The sequence below is a fragment of the Prevotella sp. P5-92 genome (assembly GCF_002251245.1).
Taxonomy (GTDB): Bacteria; Bacteroidota; Bacteroidia; order Bacteroidales; family Bacteroidaceae; genus Prevotella.
The window spans coordinates 1-14,234 of the sequence record NZ_NPJG01000091.1 but is presented as its reverse complement, the minus strand read 5'-3'; the positions used below and the strand labels follow the sequence as shown (position 1 = coordinate 14,234).

Genomic DNA, 14,234 nt, shown 5'->3' with positions numbered 1-14,234 from the left:
AATCGATTTCTCGATTGCTTCTTGTACTACTACTTCTCTGTTATGTAAATCTTTCAAAGAACTCTTCTTATAGTCGCTCAAGAGAAGCGTTGTTCTCAAAAGCGAGTGCAAAGGTACGGCAAAAATCAATACGCTCCAAACATTTCGGCAAAAAACTTTCATTCTTTAACATTCGTTTACAAATAATGGGTGTAAAAAGTACTATTATTCTTTGTACACCTTAATATATATATAGTTGAGGAGTTGAGAAGTTGTCGAATTATTGTTCGTGCTACAGTTTTGCATTTTATCAATCAGCCTTTTTACTGACAGATGTCACAGTCAAGCGTAACATTAGTTAAATAATAACAGTCAAAAAGCTGAAAACGTAGCACAATGAGAGGCAAAAAGAAGAAAAAGATTACTTTTTGCTTAAAAAAAAGGCAATTTTACTTGCATATTAAAAGAATATGTGTAACTTTGCAGCCGGATTTGCGCAAAGCACATTCCGAACATAATGACACGTGAAACAAAACACATAATATTTATGGGCAACATAATAAAACCAATCATTTACACTGCCGCGCTCGACATGAAGCAGACTGAGCACGGCATCAAGCAGATAAAGGAGTTTTTTCAACAGAACCTCTCAACCGAGCTGCGACTACGCCGTGTGACAGCGCCTCTGTTTGTACTTCAAGGTCTTGGCATAAACGACGACCTCAATGGTGTGGAACGGGCAGTGACCTTTCCGATAAAGGATCTTGGCGACGCTAAGGCAGAGGTTGTTCATTCGCTGGCTAAGTGGAAGCGTATGTCGCTTGCAGAATACAAGATAGATCCGGGATATGGCATATATACCGACATGAATGCCATCCGAGCAGACGAGGAGCTTGACAATCTCCACTCGCTCTATGTTGACCAGTGGGACTGGGAAGCAGTGATTACCCGTGAGCAACGTTCGCTTACATTTCTGAAGAATGTAGTGGAAAGGATCTATGCGGCCATTCTTCGCACAGAATACCTTACTTGCGAGACCTATCCTCAGCTCAAGCCATTCCTTCCGGAAAAGATTACTTTCATTCATAGCGAGGAGTTGTTGAAGATGTATCCCGACAAGACTCCCAAGGAGCGTGAAGACGCTATCTGTAAGAAGTATGGAGCTGTATTTGTGATAGGTATAGGAGGCAAGTTGAGCGACGGCAAGAAGCATGATGGTCGTGCTCCTGACTATGACGACTGGTCAACAGTGGCTGAAGACGGCAGAGTAGGTTTAAACGGCGACATCCTCATCTGGTATCCGGTTCTCGGCCGCTCGTTTGAGCTCTCGTCAATGGGTATCCGTGTTGACAAGGAGTCGCTGGTTCGTCAACTGAAGATTGAAGGCAAGGAAGAGCGACTTGGACTCTACTTCCACAAGAAACTGATGAACGACGAACTGCCGCTCAGCATCGGCGGCGGTATAGGCCAAAGCCGCCTTTGCATGGTGTTGCTGCACAAGGGTCACATCGGCGAGATACAGGCAAGTATCTGGCCCGACGAGATGCGCAAGGAATGTAAGGAGTTGGGTATGAACCTTATATAGTGTCACGCTAACTCAAGATCCATAAGAGCCCGCAGTTTTTCGACTGCGGGATTTTCTTTTCTCATCAAGTCAAACTGCTCTCGTCTTGTGAGGATCTTTATGGGTTCTCCCTGTTCGACGAGCGACAAGGAGAGTGTAATGTCTTTGTTAGAGAGATAGAGTTTCAGGGTATTGACGATGCTTTTCTGTATGGTAAGCATCTGTTCAAGAATCACCTGATTATCGACTTTTACCAGCACATGCGGGAAGTTGTCTATTTCGGGATTCATGTTTTTCATTCGTGTTGCGATAGCGCTCAGTGACTGTGGCATACGATTGCACATCGACATCCATTGCAGTTCGAGTTCTTCCTGAGTGAATACGTTGTCGATGACGGTCTGCTTTGAGTTAGGGTCGTTGGGCGCGAGCATACCTGGCACGATTTGTATTTTCTTTTTCGTCGCCATCTCTCGCACTTTATTCCACGAGAACCCCACACCGTTGTTTGCCTTGAGCACGGGGCGGTTAACGGTGCTGTAGTTTGCATATTTCGCGGCAGCCTTTGCCTCGTCTGTCGCATTAGCGTCATCTGCCGTGTTCTTGTTGATATTTGTTGCGGGATGATTGGTATTATGGGCGTTGCTGCCAGTCACGACAACAGCAGCGGCCACCTGTCCTGCCGCTTTTATCAGCCGTTGTTGTGTGACAATAAACTGGAACAGGGATTTTAGCTTTCTGGGCTTTCGCCCACTGCCTGCCTCCTCGTCGGGCTGCGTTATCTGAGCTATTTCGATGAGAGTGAGTTCCACGAGCAGCCGTTTGTTGCTGCTCTGTCTATAGTTGACGTCACACTCGTTCATGAGGCGCAAAGCCTGATAGAGGAAACGCATGTCAGTTGTCTGTGCCTGCTGTTTATACTTTTCCTTCTGTTGTTCGCTTGTCTCCAGCAAAGGCAATGTCTGTGGGTCTTTTGCCATGAGCACATTTCGTACGTGTCGTGCCAATCCGTTGACAAATTGTCCTCCGTCGAATCCGTTGTTGATGACATTATTGAGCAGCACCATCACTTCTGGCACTTTGTTTTCGACAGCGAGTTCTATGATTTTGAAATAGTTATCAGCATCGAGCACGTTAAGATCCTCGATCACTTTCTTGTAAGTGATATTACCCTGACAGAAGCTTGCTGCCTGGTCAAAGATTGACAGGGCGTCACGCATTCCTCCGTCAGCTTTTTCGGCTATCACCTCCAAGGCCTGTTCTTCTACCATGATTCCCTCTTTCTTAGCCACCATTTTCAGGTGTGCGACAGTATTTGCCACGGTCATTCTCTCGAAGTCATAAATCTGACATCTTGAGAGTATGGTTGGGAGAATCTTGTGTTTCTCGGTAGTGGCAAGAATAAATATGACATGTGCTGGCGGTTCTTCGAGCGTTTTGAGAAAGGCGTTGAACGCAGCCGTAGAGAGCATATGAACCTCGTCGATGATAAACACCTTGTATTTTCCCACCTGCGGTGGTATTCTTGTCTGCTCCATGAGAGTCTTTATATGCTCTACGGAGTTGTTGCTTGCTGCGTCGAGCTCAAAGATGTTGAAAGATCGTTGTTCGCTAAACGCCTTGCAGCTCTCGCATTGGTTGCAGGCTTCCCCCTCAGCCGTAGGGTTCATGCAGTTGATAGCCTTTGCAAAGATTCGGGCACATGTGGTTTTTCCCACTCCTCTTGGTCCGCAGAAGAGATAGGCATGAGCGAGTTTTCCGCTTTTCACTGCGTTTTTCAGCGTAGTGGTGAGAGCAGCTTGCCCCACTACGGTATCGAACGATGCGGGTCTGTACTTTCTTGCCGAAACGATATATTCATCCATAAGAACAGGTAGATAATTAAATTAAGTGGACATGCGAAAAAAAACTATTTTCTAATCAATCACCCCGATGATTTCCTGCACCGACTTGCATCCGTGTTTTTCGAGCCAAGAGTCGATGCCGTCTCTAACCTTTATGGTCACGGCGGGATCGATGAAGTTAGCTGTACCGATCTCGACAGCCGTTGCTCCTGCCATCAGGAACTCTATGGCGTCTTCGGCGTTCATTATTCCGCCCAAGCCTATTACGGGTATCTTCACGGCCTTTGCCACTTGCCACACCATTCTCACGGCCACGGGCTTCACTGCCGGTCCGCTGAGTCCGCCTGTGCCTATGCTCAGTCTGGAGCGTCGTTTCTCAATGTCGATCGACATTCCCATGAGGGTGTTGATGAGCGACACGGAGTCGGCTCCCTCAGCCTCCACGGCCTTAGCGATCTCGGTGATGTTTGTCACGTTGGGCGACAGTTTAACGATGAGTGTCTTGGAATATCTCTGCCTTACAGCTTTCACCACGCTGGCGGCTCCCTGGCATGTGACTCCAAAAGCCATTCCTCCATCTTTCACATTAGGGCAAGAGATATTGAGTTCGATGGCCGGTATTTTCTCTAGTGCGTCAACCCTTGCGGCACACTCAGCATAATCCTCGGGCGACGAGCCGCTGACATTGACGATCATGTTCGTGTCGATATCCTTGATCTCAGGATAAATATTCTTTGCAAAATAGTCAACGCCTTTGTTTTGCAATCCCACGCAGTTAAGCATTCCGCTGGCTGTCTCAGCCATTCTCGGATAGTCGTTTCCCTCGCGCGGATTGAGCGTGGTACCCTTTACTATTATTCCGCCAATCTGTTCCAGTGGCACGAAGTCGGCAAACTCCACTCCATAGCCGAAAGTGCCAGAAGCGGTCATCACAGGGTTTTTAAGATTTAAGTCTTTTATTTTTACATTTAGAGATGCCATAATAGTTTCTTAATATTTAACACTGGGCCTTCTTTACATACACATACATTTCCCATGGTGGTTTTCTCCACGCAGCACAGGCAAGCGCCGAGTCCGCACGCCATCATGTTTTCCAGTGATGCCTCGCACTCCACTCCCGCTTTGTAAGCGTACCGTGCCACAGCCATCATCATGGGTTTGGGTCCGCAGGTAGCGATCATATCAAACTTCTCGTCGAGAACCGAATGGTTTGTGACAAAGCCTTTTTCTCCTTTCGAGCCGTCTTCAGTAGTAACGCACACGCGCCCGTACTTTTCAAACAGTTCTATCTCGAGCAAGTCTTTTTCGCTTCTTGCTCCGAGCAGGAATGTGGGTTTGATGCCTTTTTCCCTTATCACGGCCCCCATATACAGCAGCGGTGCCACTCCCACTCCACCGCCTACGAGGAGCACCCTTTGCGATGGACTTTCGGGCATGGTAAATCCCTTACCGAGGGGCAGCACGCAGTTGAGCTTGTCGCCTGCACTGAGTGAGGTGATGTGCTCTGTCCCCTCTCCTACAGCCGCAACAAGCAACCATAGTTCATTGGCATCATAATCCACGAAGTTGATCGATATAGGGCGACGCAGGAAAGTGTTGGGCGAGTTATCGACACGTATCTCCACAAACTGTCCGGGCTCCATTTCTGGCAGTGGCTCCTGATGGATGAGTTTTAGCAGCGAGTATCGTCCGCCCACTTTCTCCACCGATTTTACGGTGAGGTCAAGTATGTATTTCTTCATTGTCAAAAATCTAAGTTTTTCTATTCAGGCACAAAGGTAGGAATTTTTTTTGATATAACCATACCTCTTGGCAAAAAAATCATCACGTCAATGTTTTGCCGGCACAAAGGTCTCAAAAGTCTGATCGTCGTAATACACGCGAATCTCTATCACCTTGCGTTTAGCAATGTCAATATGTTTTACCTCATTGTGGACGTTATCTAATCGTGTATGTTTTACACTATTAATATTTTTGCCTGTCGAGTCAGCATTATTGTCGTTTGTAGAGGTAGTATCTTCATCGTTAAGTCCGAAGTCCATCATCAGTTCTCCGCTGCCTGACACGTTCTGGACATTCTGATCATGTTGGCGGGTAGGGGTGTCATACATGTGTCCAGTGCCAAACATCAGCCACTCGACGCTGATGTTAGGAATTTTTTTCTTTATAGCCTCTACAATGGCTAGACTGGGTTTTGTCCTTCCGTTAAAGACGCTGCTCACAGTAGCAGGTGCCATCTCGATGAGCTGTGCAAACTCTTGCTGACTCTTGTGGAGCGACTCCATCACTTCTCTTATTCTGTCTTTCATATCAGTCATAATGTCTTTTTTATGTAAAAAATAGGGTTTTTCGTTCGGTTTACAAAGGTAAACATAAAATTTGGAATATGCAACTATTAGTGAAAAAATTTAGTTTTTTAAACTTTTGATTTGTAGTTTTAAATTTGTAAATTTAATATGGGAATATGCTGACAAGGCCAATTTGAATTTACAAATCAGAATTTAAGGTAATAGATATTGACAAACAAAATGTTTCGTAAAATATAATCAACTAACTGACTATAATTCAGTTATTTTTCTCGTATATACCCATTATTCTACAAATATACATCAATATTTCCGAAAAAGAGTAGTAGAGATGTCTTAAACACATTAACAATTTCTACTAATATACTCATTTTTAGCGCATTTAGTTATACCACCAACTGATTGTATAAATATGAATATTGAAAAACAAACTATCTGATTTGTGTTTTGATTTACGAATTTAAATTAATGAATTAATGTTTGCGAATATAAATTCATAGACACAAATATAAATCAAGGATGATACAGCTTTATGTTTGTGTTTGTGAATTCGAAGTATTGAACGCAAATAAAAGTTAACACCGAATTTCTGTCTCCCGAAAATCCTGAAAAATCACGATACTTTGATTTTCCCTACTGTCGGCAAAAACTTTCAAAATACGCGAGAAATGAGAGGGCAAAATTCGAGTTAACACATTGAGGGCCATAATAATTAGCCAAAAAAAAGTGCCCCTTTTGAGGGCACTGTTTTAGAATATTTTGAGCCAGAAAAAGGCCATTTTTTCAATGCAGGATGAAGAAAAGCAGCTCTTTCATCAGTTCTCCAGGCGGTGTATTCGGGTTATTTATGCCCTTACTTTTGGCGTCAGTCTCTCTAATTCTATAAATTATCTGCATCACTTTTGTTGCCGTGAAATTTCTCATGCCCGTCATATAGTCTTTTGCCGCCCATGGCGAGCGCAGTTCGAGCCATTGCGCGACGCTCTCCTGGCTCTGTTTATTTGGGCAATAATAGGCGATCATCAGGTTTTGGAAATAATTGAAGAGCATTGGGAGAAAGCTGTAGATAGAACCAGCCTTAGGATTACTGTCAAAATAATTTATTATCTGATTTGCCTTAAACACATTCCTATTGACGATGGCGTCGCGCAGTTCGAAGGCATTGAAATCCTTGCTGACTCCAATTTGTTTCTCCACCACTTCAGGAGTCACCTGACGATTGTCGGCAGGCAAAGAGAGCAGCAGTTTGTCAAGTTCGCCAGTCAGTCTGTTGAGGTCAGCCCCAATGGAGTCGGCAATGATCTGTTCCGACTTTGGGTCGATGGTGGCTCCCCTCTCCCTGACATACGCCTGAATGAAAGGCGGCAGATCTCTCTCTCGCATCTTTTTGCTTTCGAAGAGCACCCCTCTCTTTGCCGTTTCGGAGGCAATCTTTTTTCGCCGGTCAATGGTACCGTTCTTATGGCAGAGCACGAGGACAGTAGTATCAGATGGATTTTCGAGATAGACGGCGAGCTGATCTGTATTTTTCAGATTCTGCGCTTCCTTTACCACCACCACCTGCCTTTCAGCCATCATGGGATATCTTCTTGCCACGTCGGCCACCTGTGCCGCCGTGGTGTCGGAACCAAACATCACCGTGAGGTTGAAGTCGCGCTCTTCTGGTTTGAGTGCGTTGTCGATGATAAAATCCGTGATTTTGTCAATATAGAATGGTTCATCTCCCATGAGATAATACACTGGTGCGTACTTTCCTGCCCTCAAATCACGCATTATAGCCTCGAAAGTTACATTTTTATTGTCTGCCATTTCGTTATTTGCGGTTATTTTATTAATTTTGCTGCAAAATTAGGCAAAAAAATCGAGAAAGCCGTCTGTGCAGGCATTTTGCTTCATTTTGATGGCAGGAAATTCACATATTTTAAAGTTTACACCTTATTATATATATAACATGCAAGAATTGAATCTTCCCCGGTATGAGATACGTGTGGAGCGGTGCGCCGGGCGTCTCACCATATTCGACATCCTTCGCCGTCGCCATGTGGCATTGACTCCCGAGGAGTGGGTGCGCCAGCATTTCATACATTATCTCATCGACCACAAGGGTTATCCCCAGGGGCTTCTTGCCAACGAAGTGGAGCTGCGTTGTGGCGAAAAGAGTTTGCGATGCGACAGTGTGCTTTACGACCGCACGTTGCGTCCGCGCATGATAATTGAATACAAGGCGCCGTCGGTGAACATCACGCCGAAGGTGTTCCAACAGATATCCACATACAACCTCCTTCTCCATGTTGACTATCTTGTGGTGAGCAACGGCCTTATCCACTACTGCGTGAAGATGGATTATGACAATCAAAAATATTTATTTCTTGAAGATATTCCAGAATATAAAAATCTCTAACAAAACAACCACCTCGCCACAAACCATATCACAGGCACGAGAAGAGCCGGAAGAAGGTTCAGAGTCTTGCAGTCTTTGAGATTCAGAAGCGAAAGACCGCTTCCGGTTATCATCAGTCCGCCAACGATGAGCAGCTCAGCCATCAAGGCATCGCTCACAGCCTGACTCGACAGCCACGCCACGAGATAGAACAGCCCTTGCCAGCAAAACAACACAGGCGCGGCGAGCACCATGCCAAAGCCGTAGGTAGAGGCAAACACCGTTGACGACACGAAGTCGAGCGTGGCGTTAGTGAAGAGGAAAGTGTTGTCGCCCTTTAGCGCACTTATCACAGGGCCAAGCATCGACAACGGCCCTACGATTTCCATGATTTCATACCTCCGTCAAGAGTCCTTTTTTGTTAAACATTTATTTTATTCACATTATTAGCCCCTTGATGATGTAGAATATCACAGGGATTAGAAGCGATGGAAGTAGGTTTACCGTCTTGCAGTCTTTTATGCCGAGAATTGCCAGACCTGAACTTAGAATAAGTACTCCACCGACTATACTTAGTTCTGTTCGCATAGGTTCTGGCATTCCACTCCCGAACATGTAAGCAATCAGGTAGAACATTCCTTGCCAACAGAAAAGTACAGGTGCTGCCAGGAGCATAATCCAACCATACGACGCAGCTAACACTGCGGAAGTTACCAAATCTAATGTCGCGTTTGTGTACAGAAACGTGTTCGCAGGTTCGTTAAAAGCCCATCCATGACTGGGTGATAGATACGACAATACCGGGCCAATGATACTGAAAGTTCCGATCGTGTACAGCAAGATGCCAGTAACTAATCCATTCAGCGCATTATTCTCATTGCCTTGCTTCTCGTTCAGCTTGGCATTCATACGATCGATGCGTCCCGACAAATCGAATTTTGTGCCAATGACTCCACCTATTGTAATGCTTAATATGAACAGAACTGGGAACTCGCTTTTTGCCATATTGGGTAATGCTGCATTTATTCCTAGTACAATACAGCAGAGACCAAGTCCATCGAATAGTGCTTTTTTGTATTTCTCGCTAATTCCAGAACGAACAATCGCTCCGAAAGCTCCACCGACAATAATTGTTGCCGTATTTAATAGCGTCCCTAACATATTATGTCTTTTACGAGTTTGAAACGTTGTTTGTCTTATCGTGAGTTCCTGTCGTTTTCTGTCTTGTTAAGCAATTCGCTCACATCTACACCGAGGAGCTTGGCGATTTGGTCAAGGGTGTTCAAATCTGGTTGAATGGAATTTGAACACCACTTGCTTACGGTACAAGTGCTCTTGCCTAACTGTTCGGCTAGCCACTTACCTGTCTTACCTTGCTCGATAAGTGCTATTTTTAGCCTGTTTATATTTGCCATACTGCTTTAACGAATTAAAATTTGGACGCAAGTTATTAAAATTTTGCGACATAACAAAAAAAATACGCCATTCCCGACATAAAATATAATATATTTTAACATTAGGGCGGTGTTTTTGGGACTTTTGGCTAGCGAAATGTAACGCAGAAGCCGTGTAAATCAGCAAAATTTCCAGTGTCTTTTTGTAGGCAAAAAAGTGAGCCCCTGAAATCCTTAACCATGGAGGTTGTGTTACCAAGAAGAGTAACCAACCGAAAATAATGAATAGAAACATAATAGAAGTTCAAAAAAGAGTTATGCCAGACTATGCAGGTCAGGCTTTTAGCTACGGCAATGCAAAATAGCCGAAAAGTACAATGATTGTAAATCTTACCTCTGCGGAGCATTGTCCATCAGCAGCATTAGGGCTTTGCAAAGTCGTAAATGTGTGCTATGCCAAGAAGTGTGAGCGTATCTATCCGAACTATAGAGCAAAAAACTTATTTATGGGATGGTGGCTTACAACTTCACCAACAGAAAACATCGTGGCTTTGATGGAGGCGTATATTGATAATGCACCAGAGCCGATCACTCATATTCGACTTGATGAAGCTGGTGATTTTATTGACCAAGGTCGAGTATACCAATGGAATAGTATTGCTCGTTACTTCTACGAGCGCAATCGTATTGTCACATATACCTATACTTGTCGTACAGACCTTGATTTCACAGGGGCTAACTATATATTGGTAAACGCTTCTCAGCCCGGAATCTCTGGTGCAATTAGACAATTTGAGTGCATCGGGAGACAAGAATATGACAATTTAGTTCCACAGCAAGGTGAATATAAATGTCCAGGAGATTGCAGAAGATGTAGAATGTGCTACACAGACAGATTTACTGGCAAAATATACTGCCGCCAACACTAATTCGCTCAGAGGTAAGAAAATATAAAGCATTTCCAACAATCCACAACCATTATGAAACAATGATCTGACCAACCCTTTCTTCATAACTTCCAAATCAATATTTCGCCATTCTTACACCATCCATTCCTTACCATTGTGGAAAACAAATTATCCACAAAAAATGAAGCAGCCGAACAATTAGAATATGGTGCGTTTGACGGCTGGCGCATCTGATGATATTTTTATGGCAGATAAGAAACTGCTTAGGGGTATTGTATATAAGCGTACCCTTATTAAAGACTGTGCCGAGAAGGGATTTTCCTATATCGGTTACTCACTAAATGAGACCCAGCGTATTAAGAGCTGGAACAACCATGGCAACAAGAGCTATGGAGGCAAAAAGATTCAGGAGGCACGAGAAAAATACGATCTGAAGAAAGACTGGAGTTATGTAGTGCTTGAAGAACGTTATGGTCATGAGAGAGACGCATTGAAGAGGTTGGTTAAGCAGATTGAAAAAGAATACATTAAGAAGTTTGACTCAATCAAACACGGCTTTAATGAGTCTGAGAATGATTCAAGTAATTATGTTCACACTCCCGAACAATCTGCAAAGATGGTGGCAACTCGTATGGCAAACGGTTCGTATGCCCACACTGATGCCACAAAAGCGAAGATCAGTAAGACTCTCCTAAGCAAGAACCTTCATCAATCAGAAGAGGCAAAAGCAAGAATCTCTGCTGCTAACAAAGGTAGAATCGTCTCTGAAGAAACAAGGCAAAAACTGTCTATGGCAAACAAAGGAAAAGTAATGTCTCCAGAAGCACGAGCAAAATCAAGTGCGACAAAGAAGGGCAAACCACATCCGATCTCAGCTCAAGGACAGGCAAACATTGATGCTGCTCGTTATAAAATCCCAATTGAGGTTACTGACTTGCAGGGAAACACAAAGGTCTATGAGTCTATGAAAGCAGCAGCAGAAGCCACAAACTTGAAGGTTGGAAGTGTTAGCAACTTCCTGAAGAGTGGCAACTACAGCAAGAACGGCTATCGCTTCTCGTACAAAGATGGAATAAAGAATTTACCTAAACAACAGCAAAAACCATGAACGATTTGATAGACAATACCAATATTATCAATTTGACCCAAAGCAAATATGCCGAGAAACTTCTTCGGTCTGTACTACAGCAGTGTCCCATGTCCTTGAAGCCAGAACTCGGAGACACCCTTACCATACTCGATTATGATTTGGATAGGGTGTATCTCAAGAAGGGGAAGGAGTCCAATTCTGATGCAGACGATGATTTTGACATTCGGACCTGGGATGTTTACGATACAGGCGAAGGATTAAATAAAATGGTGCATATCGAATGGACGCTATTCAAGAGAGTTGGCGATCACGGAGTACCGATAACAGAAGGATATACATCTTTCCTTATCGCAGACTGTTAGACCTAATTGGGAATAACAATAACTTAACCCCTTCTGCATGGAGGGAAATAACTAAATGACTATCTATGTATAAAAACTTACTTAACAGTGCATTAGGACATTACGGCGACAGATGTAATTGTCCATGCTGTCAGGAAGAGGAGCATCAGCCAGAAAGCAAGGTTGAAGAGAAAGAAGCCCCTGTAGTCATCCCTGGCACAAAAACAAAGATGACAACACCACAACCCACCGAACTTACGCTTACGGACTTCATAGACACCTACGACGATCCAGATATAGACACACTCGTAGGCGAATATGGTGAACTGTACGAGGGGAAGGTGATTGAGATTGGACTTCAGGAGGCGTGTGCTTTGCTGGGTCGAACGAGGATAAGCCTCCCTATTCGTTATGGCAATGAGCGTCTTGTTTGCAAATCGCTATTTTGCTCATGACAGGTCTTTTACACCTTAAGAAATGAGGACAACCCCTCGATTCTTGTTGTAATTGTGATGCTGGCATGGTTCTTCAGGATTGTGTCAGCATTACTCTTCTCTACAACAAGGATTCACATATTAACAAACAAAATAATTACAACAAGATATGAAAGAAACAATTATAACAGTTCCCGAGGGTATTAGATACCTTAGCGAGTGGACGGACTTTGAGAATCAGATTCCTCATGGTCAGCATTTCATTCTGAACAAGGCTCATACAGGTGTAGGAGCCACTCAGTATTATCTTAGCAACCCCCAGAAAGTCATTCTTTGTTCTCCTAGGGTAGCTCTTATTGAAAACAAAAGATCAAAACATCCAGGAGTATGTATTTACCGTGATCTTTCAGATTCTGTGGCATCTGATACTGATGGTAAAAGCAGTCGTAAGAAAAAGAAAGCGACCTACCAAGACATCAAACAATACAATAGCTATGTCGTTCAGTATGTTCATCGTTGCATACAGGAAGGTAAGGTTCCAAAGATAATGACCACTTATGACAGCCTTGGACATGTTTATGATGCTCTGAGTTCAATTTCGTCATCTGAACCTGATTCATGGATGCTGGTCATTGACGAATTTCAGGCAATTTTCGGGGACGCTGCTTTTAAGTCATTGACAGAAATGCAACTATTGAACAACACGGCTAATTTCAAGAGTGTCATATATCTTAGTGCAACGCCATTCCTTAAGGTGTATATGGAGCAGATGAACGAGTTCAAGAATCTGCCCTACATCCTGTTGAAGTGGCCTCCTAAGATGAAGGAGAAAGCACTTGTAACCAACATAACAATCAAGGAATCAAGAAATAAGGTTTGCGGTAAGATTATTGCGAACATGAAGGCTGGAAAGACAGTTAAGTATGGTAGTAAGGAGATTGATACCACAGAAGCTGTTTTCTATGTCAATTCTGTTTCTGACATCCTAAGTATAATCAAGAGTAGCGGTCTAGGTAAGTCCGAAGTAAACATCCTTTGTTCAAAGAATAATGAGGATCGAATTAAGAAAGCAGGTTTTTCTATTGGAACAATACCTGCAGAGGGCGAAGAGCATAAGCCATTCACCTTCTGTACTCGCTCATATTTCCTTGGATGTGATTTCAACTCCACCTGTGCCTACTCTTATGTGTTCGCTGATCCTAAAAGCACAACTCTGGCTCTTGACATCAGTACAGACCTTAGCCAGATATTAGGCAGGCAACGCTTAGACTCCAATCCTTACCGAAACGAGGCAATCCTCTTTATTCGAGAAGGCTCTATTGGATTTAGTGATACTGAGTTCAGCGAGTATATAAAGCAGAAGAAAGAAAAGACAGAACGTAAGATAAGAACATTCAAGAATCTAAAGACAGACGAGGAGAAACGTGATCAGATTGGCATGATTCGTTCAGACATCGACAAGAACCATTTTTCCAATGACTACCTCTATATAGCCAACGATGCTATTCCGCAAGTAGGTTTCAACATCGTTTATATGCTAGCAGAAAAGAGAGCCTGGGAAATCCGAACGAAGAACTACACAAGTCAATATACTGTTATTCGCCAGCAAAAAGAAGCAGGAATAATTGGCTCTGTTGGATCTCGGTCGGTAAATCCTGAAGTTCTCACCTTTAAGAGTAATTTTGAAGGTACTACTCAAACTGACAAAAGAATTAACCTCTATTGCAATTTCCGTCGTAGCCATCCAGAACTGATTGGTGAGGTGGACTTCGTTTCTCCTAAGTATTCGGCATATTGGGATGCTGTAGGATATGAGGGGATGGCTAAAGTCGGTTTTCAGGAATCCAAGATTAAGGCAGTAATGGAAGCACCTTCTCCTTTTGAGGACAGGGTTATAACAGAGGTTCGCCAACTTGTCAACGAGGGCGATACCTTTACACCTGAAAAATTGAAAGAACTGTTGAAGAAAGCCTATGAGAGGGCGGGCTGTACCAAGA

General features: G+C 43.7%; 14 protein-coding genes and 1 pseudogene. 7 read left to right on the top strand and 8 right to left on the bottom strand.

The genetic code is table 11. The features are described from left to right. Window positions 1-526: 526 nt before the first annotated feature. Complete coding sequence (gene asnA, locus CIK99_RS09595) at window positions 527-1,564, top strand: aspartate--ammonia ligase (RefSeq protein ID WP_094381306.1); 1,038 nt, start codon at window positions 527-529, stop codon at window positions 1,562-1,564. Between the two features lie 2 nt (window positions 1,565-1,566). Here the strand turns inward: asnA and CIK99_RS09590 are convergent, their stop codons facing one another. From CIK99_RS09590 to holA, 5 genes are all read right to left on the bottom strand, one after another. After that, window positions 1,567-3,405 (bottom strand): DNA polymerase III subunit gamma/tau, encoded by a 1,839-nt coding sequence (locus tag CIK99_RS09590; RefSeq protein ID WP_094381304.1) that lies wholly within the window; start codon window positions 3,403-3,405, stop codon window positions 1,567-1,569. A 51-nt stretch (window positions 3,406-3,456) separates the two neighbouring features. After that, window positions 3,457-4,365, bottom strand: coding sequence for a dihydroorotate dehydrogenase (locus CIK99_RS09585; RefSeq protein ID WP_094381303.1), 909 nt, complete (start codon window positions 4,363-4,365; stop codon window positions 3,457-3,459). Next, a complete protein-coding gene (locus tag CIK99_RS09580; RefSeq protein WP_094381302.1) occupies window positions 4,353-5,126 on the bottom strand; it encodes a dihydroorotate dehydrogenase electron transfer subunit in 774 nt (257 codons plus the stop codon). The genes CIK99_RS09585 and CIK99_RS09580 overlap by 13 nt, the downstream gene beginning before the upstream one ends. An 87-nt stretch (window positions 5,127-5,213) precedes the next feature. Beyond that, window positions 5,214-5,693: a helix-turn-helix transcriptional regulator gene (locus CIK99_RS09575; RefSeq protein WP_094381301.1), complete on the bottom strand. Its 480-nt coding sequence runs from the start codon at window positions 5,691-5,693 to the stop codon at window positions 5,214-5,216. Window positions 5,694-6,473: 780 nt separating this feature from the next. Then, the gene (gene holA / locus CIK99_RS09570; protein ID WP_094381300.1) at window positions 6,474-7,499 is read right to left on the bottom strand and encodes a DNA polymerase III subunit delta; all 1,026 of its coding nucleotides are present in this window, start codon (window positions 7,497-7,499) and stop codon (window positions 6,474-6,476) included. A 142-nt stretch (window positions 7,500-7,641) separates the two neighbouring features. Here holA and CIK99_RS09565 point away from each other — a divergent pair, with 142 nt between their 5' ends. Beyond that, on the top strand, window positions 7,642-8,091 hold the full coding sequence (locus tag CIK99_RS09565; protein ID WP_094381305.1) for a type I restriction enzyme HsdR N-terminal domain-containing protein: 450 nt from the start codon (window positions 7,642-7,644) through the stop codon (window positions 8,089-8,091). Here CIK99_RS09565 and CIK99_RS09560 read toward each other — a convergent pair. The 3 genes from CIK99_RS09560 to CIK99_RS09550 are packed head-to-tail and all read right to left on the bottom strand — an operon-like array spanning window position 8,088 to window position 9,485. Next, window positions 8,088-8,459, bottom strand: coding sequence for a DUF554 family protein (locus CIK99_RS09560; protein WP_254047773.1), 372 nt, complete (start codon window positions 8,457-8,459; stop codon window positions 8,088-8,090). The two genes, CIK99_RS09565 and CIK99_RS09560, sit on opposite strands and share 4 nt — an antisense overlap. A 49-nt stretch (window positions 8,460-8,508) precedes the next feature. Next, window positions 8,509-9,231, bottom strand: a complete 723-nt coding sequence (locus tag CIK99_RS09555) for a DUF554 domain-containing protein (RefSeq protein WP_094381299.1) — start codon at window positions 9,229-9,231, stop codon at window positions 8,509-8,511. A 35-nt stretch (window positions 9,232-9,266) separates the two neighbouring features. Further along, window positions 9,267-9,485: a helix-turn-helix domain-containing protein gene (locus CIK99_RS09550; protein ID WP_094381298.1), complete on the bottom strand. Its 219-nt coding sequence runs from the start codon at window positions 9,483-9,485 to the stop codon at window positions 9,267-9,269. Between the two features lie 356 nt (window positions 9,486-9,841). Here CIK99_RS09550 and CIK99_RS14955 point away from each other — a divergent pair, with 356 nt between their 5' ends. From CIK99_RS14955 to CIK99_RS09530, 5 genes and pseudogenes are all read left to right on the top strand, one after another. Continuing rightward, a complete protein-coding gene (locus tag CIK99_RS14955; protein WP_144007952.1) occupies window positions 9,842-10,393 on the top strand; it encodes a hypothetical protein in 552 nt (183 codons plus the stop codon). Between the two features lie 223 nt (window positions 10,394-10,616). After that, window positions 10,617-11,480: an NUMOD3 domain-containing DNA-binding protein gene (locus tag CIK99_RS09545; RefSeq protein WP_094381297.1), complete on the top strand. Its 864-nt coding sequence runs from the start codon at window positions 10,617-10,619 to the stop codon at window positions 11,478-11,480. After that, window positions 11,477-11,824: a hypothetical protein gene (locus tag CIK99_RS09540; RefSeq protein WP_094381296.1), complete on the top strand. Its 348-nt coding sequence runs from the start codon at window positions 11,477-11,479 to the stop codon at window positions 11,822-11,824. The genes CIK99_RS09545 and CIK99_RS09540 overlap by 4 nt, the downstream gene beginning before the upstream one ends. Window positions 11,825-11,889: 65 nt before the next feature. Continuing rightward, window positions 11,890-12,258, top strand: a complete 369-nt coding sequence (locus CIK99_RS09535) for a hypothetical protein (protein ID WP_094381295.1) — start codon at window positions 11,890-11,892, stop codon at window positions 12,256-12,258. 148 nt (window positions 12,259-12,406) lie between these two features. Beyond that, window positions 12,407-14,234, top strand: a pseudogene (locus tag CIK99_RS09530) (DEAD/DEAH box helicase family protein); the annotation flags it as partial.